The 19,438-nt window shown below is 48.8% G+C and carries 20 protein-coding genes; all 20 read right to left on the reverse strand.

The features are described from left to right. Nucleotides 1-161: 161 nt before the first annotated feature. The 20 genes from rplK to ACFQPF_RS13510 all read right to left on the reverse strand — a co-directional run bounded on the left by rplK (nucleotide 162) and on the right by ACFQPF_RS13510 (nucleotide 18,456). Nucleotides 162-587, reverse strand: coding sequence for a 50S ribosomal protein L11 (gene rplK / locus ACFQPF_RS13415; protein ID WP_165766865.1), 426 nt, complete (start codon nucleotides 585-587; stop codon nucleotides 162-164). Nucleotides 588-759: 172 nt separating this feature from the next. Then, nucleotides 760-1,293 carry a transcription termination/antitermination protein NusG gene (gene nusG / locus ACFQPF_RS13420; RefSeq protein WP_379750238.1) on the reverse strand — a complete coding sequence of 178 codons (534 nt, stop codon included), beginning with the start codon at nucleotides 1,291-1,293 and terminating at the stop codon, nucleotides 760-762. A gap of 71 nt (nucleotides 1,294-1,364) precedes the next feature. Beyond that, entirely contained in the window at nucleotides 1,365-1,571 is a 207-nt protein-coding gene (secE, locus tag ACFQPF_RS13425) for a preprotein translocase subunit SecE (protein ID WP_379750239.1), read from the reverse strand. A gap of 56 nt (nucleotides 1,572-1,627) precedes the next feature. Then, nucleotides 1,628-1,777 (reverse strand): 50S ribosomal protein L33, encoded by a 150-nt coding sequence (gene rpmG / locus ACFQPF_RS13430; protein ID WP_094253209.1) that lies wholly within the window; start codon nucleotides 1,775-1,777, stop codon nucleotides 1,628-1,630. A gap of 333 nt (nucleotides 1,778-2,110) precedes the next feature. After that, entirely contained in the window at nucleotides 2,111-2,758 is a 648-nt protein-coding gene (gene sigH / locus ACFQPF_RS13435; RefSeq protein WP_379750240.1) for an RNA polymerase sporulation sigma factor SigH, read from the reverse strand. A gap of 81 nt (nucleotides 2,759-2,839) precedes the next feature. Then, the gene (locus ACFQPF_RS13440) at nucleotides 2,840-3,349 is read right to left on the reverse strand and encodes an NYN domain-containing protein (protein ID WP_379750257.1); all 510 of its coding nucleotides are present in this window, start codon (nucleotides 3,347-3,349) and stop codon (nucleotides 2,840-2,842) included. A gap of 8 nt (nucleotides 3,350-3,357) precedes the next feature. After that, nucleotides 3,358-4,110 (reverse strand): 23S rRNA (guanosine(2251)-2'-O)-methyltransferase RlmB, encoded by a 753-nt coding sequence (gene rlmB / locus ACFQPF_RS13445; protein ID WP_379750241.1) that lies wholly within the window; start codon nucleotides 4,108-4,110, stop codon nucleotides 3,358-3,360. Beyond that, nucleotides 4,107-4,529, reverse strand: a complete 423-nt coding sequence (locus ACFQPF_RS13450; RefSeq protein WP_379750242.1) for a Mini-ribonuclease 3 — start codon at nucleotides 4,527-4,529, stop codon at nucleotides 4,107-4,109. Before ACFQPF_RS13450 ends, rlmB begins: the two co-directional genes overlap by 4 nt. A 2-nt stretch (nucleotides 4,530-4,531) precedes the next feature. After that, nucleotides 4,532-5,932 carry a cysteine--tRNA ligase gene (gene cysS, locus ACFQPF_RS13455; protein ID WP_379750243.1) on the reverse strand — a complete coding sequence of 467 codons (1,401 nt, stop codon included), beginning with the start codon at nucleotides 5,930-5,932 and terminating at the stop codon, nucleotides 4,532-4,534. After that, nucleotides 5,929-6,579, reverse strand: a complete 651-nt coding sequence (cysE, locus tag ACFQPF_RS13460) for a serine O-acetyltransferase (RefSeq protein WP_379750244.1) — start codon at nucleotides 6,577-6,579, stop codon at nucleotides 5,929-5,931. Before cysE ends, cysS begins: the two co-directional genes overlap by 4 nt. A gap of 536 nt (nucleotides 6,580-7,115) precedes the next feature. Next, on the reverse strand, nucleotides 7,116-8,588 hold the full coding sequence (gltX, locus tag ACFQPF_RS13465; protein WP_379750245.1) for a glutamate--tRNA ligase: 1,473 nt from the start codon (nucleotides 8,586-8,588) through the stop codon (nucleotides 7,116-7,118). Between the two features lie 347 nt (nucleotides 8,589-8,935). Further along, entirely contained in the window at nucleotides 8,936-9,409 is a 474-nt protein-coding gene (gene ispF / locus ACFQPF_RS13470; protein ID WP_379750246.1) for a 2-C-methyl-D-erythritol 2,4-cyclodiphosphate synthase, read from the reverse strand. A 2-nt stretch (nucleotides 9,410-9,411) separates the two neighbouring features. Beyond that, nucleotides 9,412-10,104, reverse strand: a complete 693-nt coding sequence (gene ispD / locus ACFQPF_RS13475; RefSeq protein ID WP_379750247.1) for a 2-C-methyl-D-erythritol 4-phosphate cytidylyltransferase — start codon at nucleotides 10,102-10,104, stop codon at nucleotides 9,412-9,414. Between the two features lie 25 nt (nucleotides 10,105-10,129). After that, nucleotides 10,130-11,221, reverse strand: a complete 1,092-nt coding sequence (locus ACFQPF_RS13480; protein WP_379750248.1) for a PIN/TRAM domain-containing protein — start codon at nucleotides 11,219-11,221, stop codon at nucleotides 10,130-10,132. A 70-nt stretch (nucleotides 11,222-11,291) separates the two neighbouring features. Next, nucleotides 11,292-12,365 carry a DNA integrity scanning diadenylate cyclase DisA gene (disA, locus tag ACFQPF_RS13485; protein WP_379750249.1) on the reverse strand — a complete coding sequence of 358 codons (1,074 nt, stop codon included), beginning with the start codon at nucleotides 12,363-12,365 and terminating at the stop codon, nucleotides 11,292-11,294. A gap of 7 nt (nucleotides 12,366-12,372) precedes the next feature. Beyond that, on the reverse strand, nucleotides 12,373-13,752 hold the full coding sequence (radA, locus tag ACFQPF_RS13490) for a DNA repair protein RadA (protein ID WP_379750250.1): 1,380 nt from the start codon (nucleotides 13,750-13,752) through the stop codon (nucleotides 12,373-12,375). A 166-nt stretch (nucleotides 13,753-13,918) separates the two neighbouring features. Continuing rightward, nucleotides 13,919-16,345, reverse strand: coding sequence for an ATP-dependent protease ATP-binding subunit ClpC (clpC, locus tag ACFQPF_RS13495; protein WP_379750251.1), 2,427 nt, complete (start codon nucleotides 16,343-16,345; stop codon nucleotides 13,919-13,921). An 18-nt stretch (nucleotides 16,346-16,363) separates the two neighbouring features. Then, nucleotides 16,364-17,428 carry a protein-arginine kinase McsB gene (gene mcsB, locus ACFQPF_RS13500; protein ID WP_379750252.1) on the reverse strand — a complete coding sequence of 355 codons (1,065 nt, stop codon included), beginning with the start codon at nucleotides 17,426-17,428 and terminating at the stop codon, nucleotides 16,364-16,366. After that, the gene (gene mcsA, locus ACFQPF_RS13505; RefSeq protein ID WP_379750253.1) at nucleotides 17,418-17,951 is read right to left on the reverse strand and encodes a protein-arginine kinase activator protein McsA; all 534 of its coding nucleotides are present in this window, start codon (nucleotides 17,949-17,951) and stop codon (nucleotides 17,418-17,420) included. Before mcsA ends, mcsB begins: the two co-directional genes overlap by 11 nt. A gap of 37 nt (nucleotides 17,952-17,988) precedes the next feature. Continuing rightward, a complete protein-coding gene (locus ACFQPF_RS13510; protein WP_379750254.1) occupies nucleotides 17,989-18,456 on the reverse strand; it encodes a CtsR family transcriptional regulator in 468 nt (155 codons plus the stop codon). Nucleotides 18,457-19,438 lie beyond the last annotated feature (982 nt).

A 19,438-nucleotide genomic window follows, 5' to 3' on the forward strand; every position in this document is an offset into this window, starting at 1 on the left:
TAGCGGATATTCCTCCCACTTGTCTGCGAGCCTAGGCTGGCAGTTCGTGAATAGAAGTTTTCACTTTTACTCACTAATAAAGGTTGCGAACCGTCTTGATGACGGCAGGATATTATCCTTTTACTCGCAACCTCTGTTTCATTCATCTTGCTCACACGGGATTAGTCTTCGATAACGATTCCCATGCTGCGCGCTGTACCTTCAACCATGCGCATCGCAGCTTCGACGCTGGCAGCGTTTAGATCAGGCATTTTTGACTCTGCGATTTCGCGAACTTTATCACGCTTCACAGTAGCAACTTTTTTCTTGTTTGGCTCACCAGAACCAGACTCGATTCCTGCAGCAACTTTCAAAAGAACAGCAGCTGGAGGAGTTTTTGTGATGAATGTAAATGAACGGTCTTCAAAAACCGTGATTTCAACCGGAATAATTAGACCAGCTTGATCAGCAGTACGAGCGTTGAATTCTTTACAGAATCCCATGATGTTAACACCCGCTTGTCCTAGTGCAGGACCAACCGGTGGAGCTGGGTTAGCTTTACCAGCAGGGATTTGCAACTTCACCATTTTAATAACCTTTTTAGCCACGCGACACACCTCCTTAAGTCCGTGATGTGGTAATTGGGCCGAAACCCTCCCACTCAAAAATACGCTTCCCCTCTTATCGCGAGAGAGAAAGCCGTTGTTTAGAAATATCAAACATAAAAAATTCTATCACTTTTCCATGCTGATATCAAGTCTTTTTAAAATAGATCTTCTTTTAGATCTTGTTGACTTGATCAAAGTCGAGCTCAACCGGGGTTTCACGGCCGAACATGTTAACGTGGACCTTCAGCTTTCTTCTTGTCATGTCGATCTCTTCAATCGAGCCAACAAAGTCAGCAAAAGGACCTTCCTTCACGCGGACAGACTCCTTAATTTCGAAGTCCACCTCAACACGAGGCTCTTCCAAGCCCATGCCTTTAAGAATGTGCTCCACTTCTTCAGGAAGAAGCGCAGTCGGCTTGCTTCCCGCGCCAGCGGATCCAACAAACCCTGTAACTCCCGGCGTGTTGCGGACAACATACCAAGAATCATCTGTCATAATCATTTCCGTCAGAACGTACCCTGGAAATACTTTCTTCATGCTCGTCTTAGTTTTGCCGTTTTTCGTTTCTGTTTCTTCCTCTACAGGAACAAGCACACGAAAAATCTTATCGGTCATCCCCATTGACTCAAGACGTTTTTCCAAGTTCGCCTTTACTTTGTTTTCATACCCGGAATACGTATGAACAACATACCAATTCTTTTCCATAACGATGGGACCGTGTCCTTTCCCTCCTAAAATGGATATACTCTAGCCATTTTAACCATGATAAGCTTGATCTAACCTAGAATTAATTCTACAAGCTTTGAAATGCCAAGATCGACAGCCCAAAAGAAAATTGCCATCACAACAACAGTTGATATAACAACTGTCGTATATTTAACAACTTCCTTGCGCTTCGGCCATGTAACCTTCTTCATTTCCTTGCTTACGTCAGAGAAAAACTTACCAGGAGACTTTTTTGTTTTTTCTGCAACATCCGCCATTGATTAAACCCCCATGTAAATATCGCATGCTATTTAAAAACGGCCTGCAACAGCCGTCACTTCGTTTCCTTGTGGTTCGTGTGGGCATTACAATAGCTACAGAATTTCTTGACCTGCAGCCGCTCCGGCTGACTTTGCTGGTTTTTCATGGTTGTATAATTACGATTCGAGCATTGTTCGCAGGCTAAAGATACTTTTTTCCTCATAGTTGAGCACCCTTCATCATAAACCCACTTCTCCACGATAGATTATTACTTTTATCACATTATCACAGGGCATGGGGGTTGTCAATGAAGCCTTGTCAACCCTGAAAAAACGGAAGTAGACAAAACACCATAAAAAAACAAAACCGCTTTTGCTTCACTGCGACCCACAGTGGGGTCCGGTACCGATAACGGTGTTCATTATACCGAAGGTCATAATCTCGGTACCTGACCTCAGGTTAGCTTCGAAGAACATGTTCGCACTATCTCCGCCAAGAAACAATGAGCCTCCAGTCGAGCCAACAAAAAAGCCAACCCGAATGACGTTCATTCGAATCAGCTCGTGATTTCTCGAAGCTCCAGGTAGCGTTCGAGTTTTCGTTTTACCCGTTGAAGGGCGTTGTCGATGGATTTTACATGCCTGTCGAGATCGACGGATATTTCTTGATAGGAGCGCCCGTCTAAATAAAGCATTAAGACTTTGCGCTCGAGGTCACTTAATATCTCGCCCATCTTCAGCTCGATGTCATCAAATTCTTCCTGGTTGATGATCAGCTCTTCAGGGTCTGTTACCTTTGTTCCACAGATCACATCCAAAAGAGTGCGGTCGGATTCTTCGTCATAGATAGGCTTGTCCAATGACACGTATGAGTTTAAAGGGATGTGTTTCTGCCTTGTCGCTGTCTTAATGGCGGTGATCATCTGCCTCGTGATGCACAGTTCGGCAAATGCCTTGAAGGAAGAAAGCTTGTCCTCTTTAAAATCCCGGATCGCTTTGTATAAGCCGATCATGCCCTCTTGTATGATGTCCTCACGGTCGGCACCGATCAGGAAATAGGACCTTGCCTTCGCGCGCACAAAGTTCTTGTATTTGTTAATCAAAAACTCCAGCGCACCGCTGTCTCCCTTGTGCATGAGCTCCACAAGGTTTTCGTCTTCCATATGCTCGTAATCCTGTATTTCCGCTTCCATGAGATTGATCATGCGTACAATCCCCCCGACCAGGTTTAACCGGCAAAATATAGAAATATTATACAATGGAATGAAAAGATGCGTCAAGATTGCTTATTTTTCGCCTCTTCGCCATTTTTCGAAAATTACCGCAACTTCATCGGTTAAAAAAATAGAGGAGGCACCTTTTTTCGGCTTCGTCTCCGCTACTGATTTCTGAATCTGCTTTTCTACCTGCTCCATCTCCCGCTTAAGCTCGCGGGCGGATTTTCTTAGTGCGCCTTTCCCAAAGATGGCCCACTGCTCCGCAGAATCAGATGTTGCCACAGAGATAACGGTGTTGACCGCTTTTAGTTCGGCGATCATCCGCTCAATTCGCTCATCCGCTGTTTCATTTTCTCTCGTATAAATGACTTCTACCTGATGGCGCTTTGTTTTCTTTTCCATGCCTGGAGAGAGATGGGCGTCGAACACGATGATTACACGGTCACCGCTGACGCCTTTATACTCTGCCATTTTTTCAATCAGGAGGTGGCGCGCTTTCTCGAAATCTATGTTCTTCAGGTCTCGCAGTTCCGGCCACGCTCCGATGATGTTATATCCGTCAACAATGAGGATATGAATGGTTTTCATTACACCGATAAAGGATGGCGGCTGCGGTACACTTCGTACATGAGCAGTCCGGCTGCTACAGAAGCGTTAAGCGAGGTAACCTTTCCTTCCATAGGAAGCTGGACGAGGAAATCACAAGTGTCTTTGACCAGTCGGCCGATTCCCTTTCCTTCACTTCCGATGACAAGCCCTAAAGGAAGATCCCATTTCGCCTGCCTGTAATCCTCTTTTCCTTTCATATCTGCGCCAGCAAACCAGATGCCGCGCTCTTTCAGTTCATTCATTGTTTGAACGATGTTTGTCACGCGAACGACCGGAATGTATTCAATGGCGCCAGTGGAAGCCTTTGCGACCGCTGCTGTCAGTCCGACCGCGCGTCTTTTGGGGATGATGACGCCATGCGCCCCTACTGCGTCAGCTGTCCGGATGATGGAGCCGAGGTTATGAGGATCCTCGATTTCATCCAGTATGAGGAAGAACGGTTCTTCGTTTCGTTCTTCTGCGCGCTTGAATAAATCTTCAATGTCCGCATATTCGTATGCTGCGACGGCGGCGATAACCCCTTGATGGTTTCCTCCGTCACTGAGCAGGTCCAGCTTTTGCTTCGGTACGAAGCTGACGAGCACGTTGTTCTTTTTCGCCAGATGTATCACCTGGCTGACAGGGCCTTTCTGTGAACCCTCTCCTACAAATATCTTATTGATCTCACGGCCTGACCGCAATGTTTCCAGTACAGGATTTCTCCCGATAATAAACTCTTCGTTCTCACTCATGATTGCTTGTCCTCCTTGCCGCTTTCCTGCTGTCCGAAAATGCGCTGCATCAGCTCGTCCAGCCTTTTTTCATTTTTTGATAAATATAAAAATCCGATGATCGCTTCTAGTGCGGTTGCGTGCCGGTACGTATGGATGTCCGTGTTTTTCGGAACGGACCCTTGGTTGGCATTGCGCCCGCGGCGGATGACCGCTTGTTCTTCTTCTGTAAAAAAGTTCTGTTCCATCAGCAGCATGAGCAGTTTCGCCTGTGACTTTGCCGAAACGTGAGAAGTCGCGAGCCGGTGAAGCATATTCGGCTTCACCTGGCCGCTCATGATCAAGTGCTCCCTCACGTACTGCTCCATTACAGCATCACCCATATAGGCGAGGGTCATGCCGCTCAGCTGTTTGACATCATTGGGCTTTAGATCTGGCATCGCTATACCCGTTTCCAGCGCACACCTTGCGCGGTATCCTCTAAAATAATGTTCTGACTTTTTAGCTGATCACGGATTTCGTCGGCACGTGCGAAGTTACGCTGCTTTCTTGCTTCGTTTCGCTCTTGGATAAGAGCATCGATATCCGCATCAAGAAGTTCTGCTTCTTTTTTCAACGTAAGACCGAGAACGCCCGCCATTTCCTCGAGTATGTCTAAAAACGATGTCAGAACAGATTCTGCCACATTTTCTTCCTGCAAGTAGACGTTTGCCTCTTTCGCTGCATCAAACATGACAGAAATGGCGTTCGCAGTGTTAAAGTCATCATCCATCGCCTGTTTGAATCGCTCCTTAAAGGATGCTGTCTTCTCCAGCCAGTTATTTGCGTCTTCACCGAGACCAGCCGTTACCGTTAAACGGTGCCCCACGTTCTCAAATGCTGTACGAATGCGGTTCAATCCTGCCTCAGCCGATTCGAGCAGTTCTTTTGAGAAGTTAATCGGGTTGCGGTAATGAACCGCAAGCATGAAGAAACGGATAACTTGCGGATCGAGCTCCTTCACCATATCATTCACAAGAACAAAGTTGCCGAGTGATTTCGACATTTTTTCGTTGTTAATGTTAATATACCCGTTATGCATCCAATACTTAGCCATCGGTTCCTCGTTCAGTGCTTCAGACTGAGCGATTTCGTTTTCATGATGCGGGAATGCCAGATCCTGACCGCCGCCGTGAATGTCGATCGAGTCGCCAAGATACTTTTTCGCCATCGCTGAGCACTCGATATGCCAGCCTGGGCGGCCTTTGCCCCATGGGCTATCCCACGAGATTTCGCCCTCTTTCGCCGCTTTCCATAGCGCGAAATCGAGCGGATCACTCTTTTTCTCGCCTACTTCAATACGAGCACCGACACGAAGGTCATCGATCGACTGATGTGACAGCTTGCCGTAGCCTTTAAACTCACGGGTCTTATAATAGACGTCGCCGCCCGCTTCGTACGCGAACCCTTTTTCAATCAGCTTTTGGATAAAATCAATGATTTCAGGCATCGTTTCCATCACGCGAGGGTGATGATCTGCCTTTTGAACGCCGAGCGCGCATGTATCTTCATGGTACGCATCAATGAATTTCTGGGCGACCGTCGGAACATCAGAGCCCGTTTCATTCGCCACGCGGATCAGCTTGTCATCCACATCCGTAAAATTGGAGATGAACTTCACTTCATAGCCGCTGTATTGCAAATATCGCCGTACTGTATCAAACACGATCGCCGGGCGTGCATTTCCGATATGGATGTAGTTATAGACGGTCGGACCGCACACGTACATTCTCACTTTGCCTTCTTCTAGCGGGATGAACGGCTCTTTCTGGCGGGATAATGTATTATAAATGACTAAACTCACCGCGTTTCACTTCCTTCTTTTAGTCTTTGTATCTCTTCACTTAGCCTTGTTAATTCACCTTGCAGCTCCCGGAATTTATCGGCCACGGGGTCTGGCAGGTTGCGGTGGTCAAGCTCATTGCCCAGCTTCACACCGTCTTGTATTTTCACACGTCCCGGAATGCCGACAACGGTCGAGTTTGGCGGCACATCCTGCAGCACGACGGATCCTGCTCCCACTTTGGAGTTTCTGCCAATCGTGATGTTTCCGAGCACTTTCGCACCCGTCGCGATCAAGGCGTTGTCCTCGATCGTCGGATGCCGCTTCCCTTTTTCCTTACCTGTACCACCCAATGTTACGCCCTGATAGATCGTGACGTTGTCCCCGATAATACAGGTTTCCCCAATCACCACACCCATACCGTGGTCAATGAAGAACCGCCGTCCGATCTGGGCTCCCGGATGGATCTCGATCCCGGTAAAAAAGCGGCTGATCTGCGACACCGCCCGGGCAAGGAAAAACCATTTGTTGCGAAACAGCGCGTGGGCGATACGGTGTGCCCATAGCGCATGCAGTCCGGCATATGTCAGCACAACCTCCAGCACGCCGCGTGCCGCCGGGTCATTCTCAAATATCACATGGATATCCTCTTTCATCGCTTTAAACATTTTGCTCACCGCCTTTATGTCGAATCTAAAAATGAAGCAACGCTGTAGTTGATTTCCGTTACAGATGCACGCTTTCCACTGGGCGGCCGGCACCTTTCACCACAATCAACTTTTTTTCAGGAGTCTTTTCAAGCCCATTCTTTAAGCTAGCTTTTAAAAGGATACTTCTAGTTCGAATGAAATAACGACCGTTTCTTGAAGAAGTGTTTCATACAAATAAAAAACGCCCCTGTGCCATATGACACAGAGACGCTTTATGCGCGGTTCCACTCTGTTTGACGGGTCAGTTGAGTAACTATATAGATTCCCGTCCGCTTTCTAAGCTTCTTAACGCGAAGCAGTCGCCCGGCCTACTGTTACCTTCAGCACGGGACTCCGAGGTGCACTTCGGACAAGTTTTTTCATGAACCACTTTCAGCCGGTGATGGTTCTCTCTTTTATGAAAAAAGGCTCGCCTACTCTCCTCATCGTCGAGTTTGCCTTATTGAAAAAGAAGTTTCTTTTACTATATTATATTCCATGCGAATTGTTAACATTTATGACTTGGAAATTTTTTCGATCACTTTCTCAATGCGTGATGACACACGATCTTTTCCAAGCAGGGCGATCGATACAAGAAGATCCGGGCCGTGCACCTGTCCTGTAGCGGCTACACGCACCGGCATGAACAAGTTCTTCCCTTTCTGTCCAGTTTCTTTCTGCACCGCTTTAAGCATTGCCTTCACATCATCCGGCTCAAGCGTCTCACTTTCCTGCACTTTAGACAAGAACGATTCCATCACTTGCGGCACGGTTTCACCGGCAAGCACTTCCTCCGCTTCCGTATCATGGCTGACTTCTTCTGTGAAGAAAAGCTCTGACAATGTCACGATTTCCGCACCATAGCTCATTTGATCCTTAAAAAGACCAACGAGGCGGTTTACCCAAGCCTGCTCATCTGCTGAAAGGTTTTCAGAGATTTTGCCTGCTTTGACAAGGTGAGGCAATGAAAGCTCCACGATTCGCTCAAGCGGCTGCTGCTTCATGTATTGGTTGTTCAGCCACTCCAGCTTTTGTGTATCGAATACCGCTGGAGATTTTGAGAGGCGCGCTGTATCAAACATGTTGATCAGTTCGTCCTTCGTGAAAATCTCTTCTTCTCCGCCTGGTGACCAGCCAAGCAGCGTAATAAAGTTAAACAGCGCTTCCGGCAAGTAGCCAAGCTGTTCGTATTGCTCGATAAACTGGATGATCGACTCATCGCGCTTCGAAAGCTTTTTGCGGTTTTCGTTGCAAATCAGCGTCATGTGGCCAAATACAGGCGGCTCGAAACCGAGCGCTTCATAGACCATCAGCTGCTTCGGTGTGTTTGAGATATGATCGTCACCGCGCAATACGTGGCTGATCGCCATGTCGTGGTCGTCGGCTGCTACTGCGAAGTTGTATGTCGGAATGCCGTCTTTCTTCACAATAACAAAATCTCCGATGCCGTTTGATTCAAACGACACGCTGCCTTTTACCATGTCATCCCACGCGTACTCGCGGTTAGGGGTGACAGCAAAACGGATGCTCGGCTTGCGGCCTTCTGCGATAAACGCTTCTTCCTGCTCAGCCGTCAAATGGCGGCAGCGTCCGTTGTATACCGGTGTTTCGTTCTTATCCATCTGCTCTTCGCGTGACGCTTCGAGCTCTTCTTCTGTACAATAGCACTTGTAAGCTTTGCCGTTCTCTAGCAGCTCTTCGTAATACTTTTTATAAATGTCGAGACGTTCCATCTGGCGGTATGGACCATATTCTCCGCCAACGTCGATGCTTTCATCCCAGTCGATGCCAAGCCATTTTAAATACGTGAGCTGGCTTTCTTCTCCGCCTGCAATGTTGCGCTTTTGATCCGTGTCTTCGATGCGGATGATGAATTTGCCGCCTTTGCTGCGTGCGTATATATAGTTAAACAATGCGGTACGCGCGTTTCCGATATGAAGGTAGCCTGTAGGACTCGGAGCGTATCGCACCCGTACTTCTTTCGTCATGATTGTTCACCTCAAGAGTATTTGTTTGTTTACATAGTATCATATCTACATATTTGTTTTTGTTAAGGATGTGATTATAGAATTCAGGGAGTGGTTGATTTCCGTTACAGGCGCACGCTTTCCGCGGGGTGAGCGGTGAGCCCTTTTGTCGCTACGCGCCTTTAAAAGGTCTCACCTTCTCACTCATCCCGCTGGAGTCGGCGCCTTTCACTCCAATCAACCTAGTCTAAGAAGCATTCTAAGATGAACAAGTCAGCAGAACCTATTGTACTAACAAAAAGCAGATCACTGCCAGACAGTCGTGTAAGTATACCGTTCAGCGGGCATTTTTTAATATAGTCTGTGTGTTATGTGCGTTCTAGCAATATGACGGCTTGGGCGGCGATGCCTTCTCCGCGGCCTGTGAAGCCGAGTTGTTCGGTTGTGGTGGCTTTTACGTTTACTTGTTCTTTGTCGGCTTCGAGCAAGCTGGCGATGACGCCTCGCATGTCTTCAATGTGCGGGGCCATTTTGGGCTTTTGAGCGATGATGGTGCAGTCGACGTTTCCTAGACGGTAGCCTTTCTTTTTCACGAGCTGGAATGAATCGTGCAGCAGGCGTTTGGAGTCTGCGTCTTTATAAGCCATATCGGTGTCCGGAAAATGCTTGCCGATATCACCTTCTCCAGCCGCTCCGAGCAGGGCATCGTTGATGGCGTGCAGCAGCACATCCGCGTCTGAATGGCCGAGCAGCCCTTTTTCATATGGAATCTCGATTCCGCCAATGATGAGCGGGCGGTTCTCTGCGAACGCGTGTACATCAAATCCTTGTCCAATGCGCATGGTTAGTGTGCCTCCTGTCTTTCTCTTAAAATCGCTTTTGCGAACAGCAGATCATCTGCTGTTGTGAGCTTAATATTGCGGTAGTCGCCTTCTACCACCGCTACTGTAAGGTTATATTTTTCAGCGAGACTTGCATCGTCCGTGCCGACATAGCCTTCCGTACAGGCTTGTTCGTGCGCTTTTTTAATAAGTGAAAGACGAAAAGCTTGTGGGGTTTGGGCAGCCCACAAGCTGGATCGGTCCATCGTATGCGTGACCTGTCCTTCTGAAATATGTTTGATCGTGTCCTTGACCGGGACGGCGAGCACGGCAGCACCTGTTTCGGCCGCTTTCTCCGCGAGCGCGTGAATGTCTTTTTCCGCTGCAAACGGCCTTGCACCGTCATGGATGAGAACGAGCGAATCGCCGTCATCAAGCGCCTTAAGCCCTTCATGCACGCTGTCCTGACGCTCTTTGCCGCCAGGCACGATTTTCATGATCTTTCTATAGCTGTAAAACTGGCGAAACTCTTCTAGCAAGGTGATCTCGCGCTCGTTACCGACGAGGATGATGCGTGCGCACCATGGATCCTGCTCAAACACTTTTACCGTATGAGCGATGACCGGCATCCCATCGAGCTCAATCCATTGCTTGTTCTTGCCGGCGTTCATCCGCTTGCCTTGTCCTGCCGCAAGAATGATTACGTTATAATCCACGTTCTTCCCCACCGTTCTATCTCGCTTACAGCGCCTTCTCGAGCAGCTTCGGCTTAGCAAAAATCATACGCCCAGCTGAAGTCTGAAGCACGCTCGTCACGAGCACATCGATATGCTTTCCGATATAATCGCGTCCGTCCTCGACAACGATCATCGTACCGTCATCTAAGTACGCGATGCCCTGGTTGTGCTCTTTTCCGTCCTTGATCACCTGCACGAGCATCTCTTCGCCCGGCAGCACGACCGGCTTGACCGCGTTGGCCAGGTCGTTGATGTTCAGCACGGAAACATTTTGCAGCTCGCACACTTTGTTCAAGTTAAAGTCGTTCGTAACCACAAAGCCGCCTGTCAGCTGAGCGAGCTTCACGAGCTTTGAATCGACCTCAGACACTTCGTCAAAATCGCCTTCATAGATCTCCACTTTGATGGACAGCTCTTTTTGGATGCGGTTTAAGATATCCAGTCCGCGGCGTCCCCGGTTGCGTTTGAGTACATCCGAAGAATCGGCGATATACTGCAGTTCTTCTAAAACGAAGCGCGGAATGACGAGCGGTCCGTCAAGAAAGCCTGTCTGGCAGATGTCCGCAATACGTCCATCGATAATGACGCTCGTATCCAGGATTTTCTGCTTGCTTTTACTCTTGCTGTTTTCGCCGTCCTTTTTCTTTTCCTTGCCCGTGCGGTTGATCGAGAACAGCTGAATCAGCTCATCCCGCTTCTTAAAGCCTACCTGAAAGCCAAGATAGCCGAGAAGGATGGTAATGAAGGTCGGCAGCACCGAGCTGACCACCACAATATCCATGTTGTTTAAAGGCAGCTGGATCAAAAAGGCGACGATCAGACCGAAAACGAGTCCCATCGTACCAAATAAGACATCCGTAACGGGTGCTTTTACGACCGTTTCTTCCGCCCATCTGATCAGCCCTGTCACATAATCGGAAAGCCAAAAAGTAGATAAATAAAAAATAATGGCACCTATCGCAGCTCCCGTATACGGAGAAAGCAGTTCAGACGGTACATCGCCGATATTCATGATCTTGATTAAATCCGGCACATATAAATAGCCCAGCATGCCGCCGGTTACAATGAAAAACAGTTGTACAATGCGTTTAAGCATGCCTTTCACCTCCCTTAATCATTATTCACAAATTAAAAGATTACAAACTTCCAAATGATAAAAAGTTCTCTTAAATATGACGGTCCACAAAAAGCTGTTCCTGAATGCGCTTTAAGCCTTCTTTGACTTTTTTAGCGCGAATCTCTCCAATTCCCTCAACGTCATCCAATTCCGCGATCGTCGCGCGCAAGATTTGCGGCAAGTTCTCGAAGGTTTCGGTTAAGTTCTCGATAATCACGGCCGGAAGACGAGGGATCTTCGTTAGTATGCGGTATCCGCGCGGATGAACCATTTCTTCCTGCAGGTTCAGGCCGGATGAATAGCCAAGAAGTTTCATGATCACCGACTCATCGAACAGCTCTTCGCTCGACAGCTTTTTCAGCTGCCTTAAAATCTGGTATGGATCATTATTGATGTCTTTCATATAATCCTTAATCAGAAGAATAGCCTCTTCTTCAATGTTGGAGACAAGCTCCTCCATCTGGATGCGAATGAGCCTGCCCTCAACGCCCAGTTCATTAACATATTTAATGATTTCATTTTTTATGCGCAAAACCATCTCGATTCGGTGAATAACTTGTGTCACTTCCTGAAATGTCACCAATTCTTCAAATTCAAGCGCTCCGAGGTTCGTGACACTCTGGTCAAAAACAACCTTATATTTCTCAAGCGTCTGAATCGCCTGGTTCGCCTTCGTTAAGATGACTCCGATGTCCTTGAGTGAATAACGGATCACTCCTTGATAAAGGGTGATTACGTTACGTCGCTGCGAGATGGAAATCACAAGGTTTCCTGTCTGGCGCGCTACACGTTCAGCCGTACGGTGGCGGATCCCCGTTTCAGTAGACGGTATGATCGTATCCGGAACGAGCTGGGTGTTGGCGAACAAGATCTTGGTCGCATCTTCATTTAAAATAATCGCTCCGTCCATTTTCGCCAGCTCGTATAGCGAAGCGGGTGAATATTTACAGTTGATGGAGAAGCCTCCGTCAACGATCTGCTGTACTTTATCATTATGTCCGACAACGATCAGTCCGCCCGTCTTGGCGCGCAGCACGTTATCGATACCGTCCCGAAGCGGTGTTCCGGGTGCCACAAGCTGCAGCATGTGGCTGATAATGGCTTCTTTAATTGAATGATCCATATAACGATTATCCTCCTAATGCATACTGCAAGGCTTCATCCACAGTGGAGACGCCTACGATTTCGATTCCTGGCGGCACAGTCCAGCCGCCTATGTTCTTTTCTGGAATGATCGCTCTCGTGAATCCGAGCTTAGCCGCTTCATGAACCCTTTGGTCGATTCGAGAAACGCGGCGCACTTCACCAGTCAAACCAACCTCACCGATCATCACATCTGTCGGACGGGTCGTCTGATCTCGAAAGCTCGATGCTACACTGATCGCTACCGCTAAGTCGACGGCAGGTTCATCAATACGCACCCCGCCGGCAACATTCAAATAAGCATCTTGGTTTTGAAGCAGCAGGCCGACCCTTTTTTCAAGAACTGCCATCAACAGCGAAATCCGGTTCGTATCAATTCCCGTTCCCATCCGCTTCGGATTATGAAAGCTCGATGGCGAGATGAGCGCCTGTACCTCGACGAGCATCGGCCTTGTCCCTTCTAGTGAAGCGACGACGGTAGAACCAACTGTGCGGGTCGAGCGGTCTTGCAAAAAGATCTCCGACGGGTTCAGCACTTCATCAAGTCCGAGCTCCTTCATTTCAAACACACCAATTTCATTAGTGGAGCCAAACCGGTTCTTAACCGCCCGCAGGATACGGAAGGTATGGTGGCGCTCTCCCTCAAAGTATAGCACTGCATCCACCATATGCTCGAGCATACGGGGTCCGGCGATCGCGCCTTCCTTCGTCACATGTCCGACGATAAAGATGGCGATGTTGTTCGTTTTCGCCATGCGCATAAAGTGCGATGTGCACTCACGCACCTGTGAAACGCTTCCCGGAGCAGAGGTTACCTCTGAGCGGTATACCGTCTGAATGGAGTCGATGATCATAATTGATGGCTTGATTTCGTTCATCGCCATCTCGATATACTCCACATCCGTTTCAGAGTACACGTACAAATCCTTCACCGTCACGTTCAGTCTGTCCGCTCTCAGCTTGATCTGCTTCACCGATTCCTCGCCCGAAATGTAGAGCACGCGCTCACCCTTCTGTGCAAGCTGAAACGACACCTGCAGCAGCAACGTTGACTTGCCTATCCCTGGGTCTCCTCCTACAAGGATAAGAGAGCCTGGCACGACACCGCCGCCCAACACACGATTCAGCTCCTGATAGTTCGTCGGTATTCTCGGTTCCTGCTCGCTTTTTACCTCTGAAATGGACTGCGGCTTCTGATGCTTTTCCGTTCGAGCCGTTGAAAGCCCGCGGACAGGCGCATCCTTCTTGATCAGCTCCTCGACCATCGTGTTCCACGCCTGACAGCCAGGGCATTTGCCCATCCATTTCGGCGACTCGTAGCCGCAGTCCTGACACATGAAGATTGACTTGCTTTTCGCCTTAGCCATCGCTCTGCTCCTTCTCTACCCGTTCATTTTCTCTATTATTCTCATTCTAACATAAAACACGTTTTGCCCTTTAAATGAAGCCCTGCAAATAGGGAATAAACCTTGAAATAATTTCGACAAAAACCCGAAAGACATGACTGCCTTTCGGGTTTTTCTTCAGCACTATTTATGAACCGACAGTTTCAACGACAAACTCGTTGGATTCTACGTCGATCTTGACTGTCTGGCCTTTGTTAATGTTGCCGCGCAGCAATTCCTCTGAAAGGCGGTCTTCAATCTTACGCTGAAGCGCACGGCGCAGCGGGCGCGCCCCGTAATCCGGATCATAGCCCTCTTCAGTAATCTTATCAAGCGCAGCATCGGTCAGTTCGATCTCGATGCCCTGCTCTTTCAGTCGTGATTTCAGGGAGTCGGCCATGATTCGAACGATGTTTCTCAAATGCTCTTTCTCTAGCGAATGGAACACGATGATCTCATCGATACGGTTCAAAAACTCTGGACGGAACGCTTTTTTCAGCTCATCCATCACCTTCGACTTCATGTCGTTGTACTTCTGATCTTCCGAGTTGACGGCAAAGCCGAGTGAACGGTTGCGCTTGAGTGTGCTCGCTCCAACGTTCGATGTCATAATCACAACCGTGTTGCGGAAGTCGACCGTGCGTCCTTTTGAGTCGGTCAGACGGCCATCCTCCAGCACCTGTAAAAGAATATTGAACACTTCAGGATGCGCTTTTTCAATCTCATCGAGCAGAATGACAGAGTATGGCTTGCGGCGTACCTTCTCCGTCAGCTGGCCACCCTCGTCATGACCGACATATCCAGGAGGCGAACCGACAAGACGAGACGTCGTATGCTTCTCCATGTACTCAGACATGTCGATGCGGATGATCGCATCCTCATCACCAAACAGCGACTCTGCTACCGCGCGGGCAAGCTCGGTCTTACCTACACCTGTCGGCCCTAGGAAAATGAAGGAGCCGATCGGACGTTTCGGATCTTTCAATCCCGCTCGTGCACGGCGGATCGCCTTGGAAATCGATGTTACCGCTTCGGACTGGCCAATCACACGGTTATGAAGAATCTCCTCCAGCTTGAGCAGACGCTCTGTTTCTTCCTCAGCGAGCTTCGAAACCGGGATTCCCGTCCAGCTTGATACGACCTGTGCGATATCCTCCGGTGTCACTTCTGTGTTCTCTTTTCCTTGCTGCTGCTTCCAGACATCCTTCGTTTTTTCCAATTCCTCGCGAAGACGCTGTTCGGTATCTCTTAGCGATGCCGCTTTCTCAAACTCCTGGCTCTGGACGGATGCATCCTTTTCCTTGCGTACCTCATCAAGCTTCTGTTCGAGCTCCTTCAAGTTCGGGGGAGCGGTATAGGAACGCAATCGCACTTTGGATGCGGCTTCATCAATCAAATCGATCGCCTTATCCGGCAGAAAGCGGTCAGAAATGTAACGGTCAGACAGCTGTACCGACGCCTCGATCGCATCGTCCGTAATCGTCACACGGTGATGAGCCTCGTAACGGTCGCGCAATCCTTGCAAAATCTTGATGCTCTCATCCTTTGTCGGCTGATCAACTGTGATCGGCTGGAAGCGGCGCTCTAGAGCCGCATCTTTTTCGATATACTTGCGATACTCATCAAGCGTCGTCGCTCCGATACACTGCAGCTCGCCGCGTGCGAGCGCCGGCTTCAGGATATTCGACGCGTCGATCGCTCCTTCTGCTCCACCTGCACCGATCAATGTGTGAAGCTCATCGATGAATAGGATGATGTTGCCCGCCTGGCGGATCTCATCCATCACTTTCTTTAATCGGTCCTCAAACTCACCGCGGTATTTCGTTCCCGCAACGACCGTTCCCATGTCAAGCGTCATGACGCGCTTATCACGAAGCGTTTCCGGCACTTCGTTGTTGATAATCTGCTGTGCAAGGCCTTCTGCAATTGCGGTTTTACCTACACCAGGCTCCCCGATTAAGACCGGATTGTTCTTTGTGCGGCGGCTCAGCACCTCGATCACGCGCTGAATCTCCTTCGCACGCCCAATAACCGGGTCAAGGCTTCCGTCCCTTGCGATCGCCGTTAGGTCACGCGCAAGGCTGTCTAGTGTCGGCGTGTTGGCGCTGGCTGATGCCCCTCTGTGGCCAGAGGACGATTCGTTGCTGCCAAGCAGCTGGAGCACCTGCTGCCGAGCTTTGTTCAGACTCACGCCAAGGTTGTTCAGCACGCGTGCTGCCACACCTTCTCCTTCGCGGATCAGCCCAAGCAGGATATGCTCTGTGCCGACATACGAGTGGCCGAGCTTTCTTGCTTCATCCATCGACAGTTCGATCACTTTTTTCGCGCGTGGCGTGTAATGGATGGTTTGTACGGCTTCCTGTCCACGGCCGATTAAGGTCTCGACCTCTTTTTGGATCTTTTCCGAACCAAGTCCTAGCACTTGAAGAGCTTTCGCTGCTATCCCTTCTCCTTCACGGACAAGGCCAAGCAAAATATGCTCTGTCCCCACATTATTGTGGCCAAGACGGATTGCTTCTTCTTGTGCGAGTGCCAATACTTTTTGTGCGCGTTCAGTAAATCGACCAAACATCATAACATTCACGCTCCTCGTCTATTTTTCAAATTTCAGTCGTTCTCGAATTAAGGCGGCCCGGCGGATGTCCCGCTCCTCAGCATTCAAGGAAGTTTCTGCGTATTGCTGCAGAAATCCGGGCTGGGTAAGTATCATCAGTTCATTAAGTATTGATTTGGACAACCCCGATATCATATCAAGGTCAATCCCGAGACGCACATCAGACAAACACTGTGCTGCCTCGTTCGATGCGATAATCCGGCTGTTCGAGAGAATCCCATATGACCGGTATACCCTGTCCTCGAGCTGCAGCTTCAGACTCTCAGACAGCTGCTTTCTCGCCGATTCCTCCTGCTGAATTACCTGCTGTACCACGTCGGTCAGATCCTCCGCCATATCCTCTTCCAGCTTTCCAAGCGTCATCTGGTTGGATATTTGAAAAATGTTACCCTGTGCTTCCGTTCCTTCGCCATAGATGCCTCTTACCGCAAGGCCTAGCTGATTCACCGCTGGAATGAGACGGTTGATCTTTTTCGTCAGCACAAGTGCCGGCAAATGCATCATGACAGATGCGCGGAGTCCGGTGCCGACGTTTGTCGGACAGCTCGTCAAGTACCCGCGCTGTTCATCAAATGCATAATCAGCCTTTGATTCGATCCAGTCATCGATCGCGCTCGCCCTCTTCAGCGCCTTTTGCAGCTGAAGACCCGGATAGAGGCATTGAATCCGGATGTGATCTTCTTCGTTGATCATCACACTGACGGACTCATCCTCGTTAAGCAGCACCGCGCCCTCTTGCGACCGTTCGGCCAGATGGGGGCTGATCAGATGCTTCTCTACGAGCACTCTCTTTTCGATGGGCTCAAGCTCATTCATCATGAGCATTTCAAGCGGTCCAGCTTCGTTTGGCGCCTGCTCGCCGAGTGCTTCTTTTATCGTATGAATGACAGCCTGTTGTTGCTCTTTAGAGGCAAGCGTTGGAAACACATATTCTTTTAAATTTCTAGCAAGCCGGATTCGGCTGCTAAGTACAATGTTTGATTCGGGTCCGTCTTCTTTCATCCAAGGGCTGATCGCCTCATTTAAAAAACGCTTAAATGTCATCACGATCCCTCCCCGTATTCAATTTCTGCTCCAGCTGTCTGATCGTGTCCCGCGTCTGGGCTGCTTTTTCAAACTCTTCCGCTTGAACAAAATGCTGCATTTCCTGTCTTAGTTCCTGCAGCCGTTTCTTCTCCTGCAGATTCACCCCTGCCCGCTTTGGAATCTTACCCGTATGGAGTGTGCTTCCTCCGTGTACGCGTTTGAGCATGGGGTCAAGCTTCGCGCCGAACGTTGTGTAACATTCCGCACAGCCAAACCTCCCAATTTTAGCGAACTGGTGGTACGTCATGCCGCATTTGTTGCACGCTTTGGAAGGAGACACGCGTTCTTGATTTTGTGAGGGAACATTGCCATGCAGCATACCTGACAGCAAATGATGAATGGAAAAGGTATTCGACCCCGGCATCCATTCTCCTTTTTCTTTTGCACAATGTTCACAAATATGGAACTCTGTTTTCTCCCCATTCACAATTTTCGTAAAGTGAAGGGTCGCCGGCCTCTCTTGGCACTCTTCGCAATACATCGATTTCTCCCTCCCCTATATCAGATGAAAAGGCTGCTCATGTGGTTCTATATTTTAACGTCTTAATCATTGCCTTCAACAGGTCCGCGCGCACCCTGTCTCGTCCAGGCAGCTCGATGTTCAGCACCGTCCTGTCCATCGCGCTCACCATGAGCCTCGCCTCACGTTCTGTGATGATCTCTTCATCCATCAGCCGGCGAATGATGCTCTCTGCGTTTGCTTGCGACAGTGTATCCCCGATCAAGTGAATCAGCTGATCAATCAGCTGCACATAGTTTTCCGCTTCGACCTTCATGATCCGGATATATCCCCCGCCGCCGCGCTTGCTCTCCACAACAAAGCCTTTTTCAACGGTAAAACGGGTATTGATCACATAGTTGATTTGAGACGGAACGCACTGAAACCGTTCTGCTACATCCGTCCGTTTGATCTCAATTGCCCTTTCATCCGCACTCGATAAAATTTGCTTCAAGTAATTTTCTATGATGTCTGATATATTCCTCACTCTCTCACCCGCCCTCCTGACTTTGACTATCTTTGACTATATCTCCATTATATCCAAAACACCAAAAAAAATGCAATCACTCTCAGCAAAACATTATTACCCTTTTTCCCTTTATTTAACCTGTCGTAAACAATGATGTTTAATGAAGTTCATGAAACTCCGTTATCTTAGGAAATATGTTTTTTAGCGCGATTCTACGTTCGACCCGCAAATCTGGATTTTGGACCGAAAAAGGGTTTCCTTTGACCTGATTTTCTTTCATTTAGACCTGAAAAATTCATGTTTCGACCCGATTCGCTTTTTAGAGTGAGCTTGGCGGCAGCCAAGTAGCTAATTAATGGGATTGGTTTTCTAACTTGTTTTCATACATGCACGAAGATCACATGTCTTTCGTGATCTTCTTCCTTATTTATTTGTAGCTCTTTCTCCCTGTTTCCATACGAAAAAAAGAAGATCACCGCAGTTGGTGATCTTCTGTCTTCGCCCGGCCACGTCCTACTCTTACAGGGGGAAACCCTAAAGCTACCATCGGCGCTGAAGAGCTTAACTTCCGTGTTCGGTATGGAGCCTACAGCATGAATACGCTTCTTTGCTGGCTTGTGACGAGGAATTCACTTCCTCGGCTAGGCTTGTAGACGCAGGAACAGGACGGTGAATAACCTACACTCTTCTTTGTTCCCAAACATGCACGAAGATCACATGTCTTTCGTGATTTTCTTCCTTATTTATTTGTAGCTCTTTCTCCCTGTTTCCATACGAAAAAAAGAAGATCACCTCAGTTGGTAATCTTCTGTCTTTGCCCGGCCACGTCCTACTCTTACAGGGGGAAACCCTAAAGCTGCCATCGGCGCTGAAGAGCTTAACTTCCGTGTTCCGTATGGAGCCTACAGCTTGAAGACACTTCTTTGCTGGCTTGTGACGAGGAATCCACTTCCACGGCTAGGCTTGTAGACGCAGGAACAGGACGGTGAATAACCTACAC

This window comes from Fictibacillus iocasae, from assembly GCF_042665465.1.
Classification (GTDB): Bacteria; Bacillota; Bacilli; order Bacillales; family Fictibacillaceae; genus Fictibacillus; species Fictibacillus iocasae.

What these genes read in the sequence shown, in the direction of transcription:
- nusG (WP_379750238.1), bottom strand. Translation starts at nt 1,293, where the DNA reads ATGGAAAAGAATTGGTATGTTGTTCATACGTATTCCGGGTATGAAAAC.
- secE (WP_379750239.1), bottom strand. Translation starts at nt 1,571, where the DNA reads ATGGCGGATGTTGCAGAAAAAACAAAAAAGTCTCCTGGTAAGTTTTTC.
- rpmG (WP_094253209.1), bottom strand. Translation starts at nt 1,777, where the DNA reads ATGAGGAAAAAAGTATCTTTAGCCTGCGAACAATGCTCGAATCGTAAT.
- sigH (WP_379750240.1), bottom strand. Translation starts at nt 2,758, where the DNA reads ATGATCAATCTCATGGAAGCGGAAATACAGGATTACGAGCATATGGAA.
- rlmB (WP_379750241.1), bottom strand. Translation starts at nt 4,110, where the DNA reads ATGAGTGAGAACGAAGAGTTTATTATCGGGAGAAATCCTGTACTGGAA.
- ACFQPF_RS13450 (WP_379750242.1), bottom strand. Translation starts at nt 4,529, where the DNA reads ATGCCAGATCTAAAGCCCAATGATGTCAAACAGCTGAGCGGCATGACC.
- cysE (WP_379750244.1), bottom strand. Translation starts at nt 6,579, where the DNA reads ATGTTTAAAGCGATGAAAGAGGATATCCATGTGATATTTGAGAATGAC.
- gltX (WP_379750245.1), bottom strand. Translation starts at nt 8,588, where the DNA reads ATGACGAAAGAAGTACGGGTGCGATACGCTCCGAGTCCTACAGGCTAC.
- ispF (WP_379750246.1), bottom strand. Translation starts at nt 9,409, where the DNA reads ATGCGCATTGGACAAGGATTTGATGTACACGCGTTCGCAGAGAACCGC.
- ACFQPF_RS13480 (WP_379750248.1), bottom strand. Translation starts at nt 11,221, where the DNA reads ATGCTTAAACGCATTGTACAACTGTTTTTCATTGTAACCGGCGGCATG.
- disA (WP_379750249.1), bottom strand. Translation starts at nt 12,365, where the DNA reads ATGGATCATTCAATTAAAGAAGCCATTATCAGCCACATGCTGCAGCTT.
- radA (WP_379750250.1), bottom strand. Translation starts at nt 13,752, where the DNA reads ATGGCTAAGGCGAAAAGCAAGTCAATCTTCATGTGTCAGGACTGCGGC.
- clpC (WP_379750251.1), bottom strand. Translation starts at nt 16,345, where the DNA reads ATGATGTTTGGTCGATTTACTGAACGCGCACAAAAAGTATTGGCACTC.
- mcsB (WP_379750252.1), bottom strand. Translation starts at nt 17,428, where the DNA reads ATGACATTTAAGCGTTTTTTAAATGAGGCGATCAGCCCTTGGATGAAA.
- mcsA (WP_379750253.1), bottom strand. Translation starts at nt 17,951, where the DNA reads ATGTATTGCGAAGAGTGCCAAGAGAGGCCGGCGACCCTTCACTTTACG.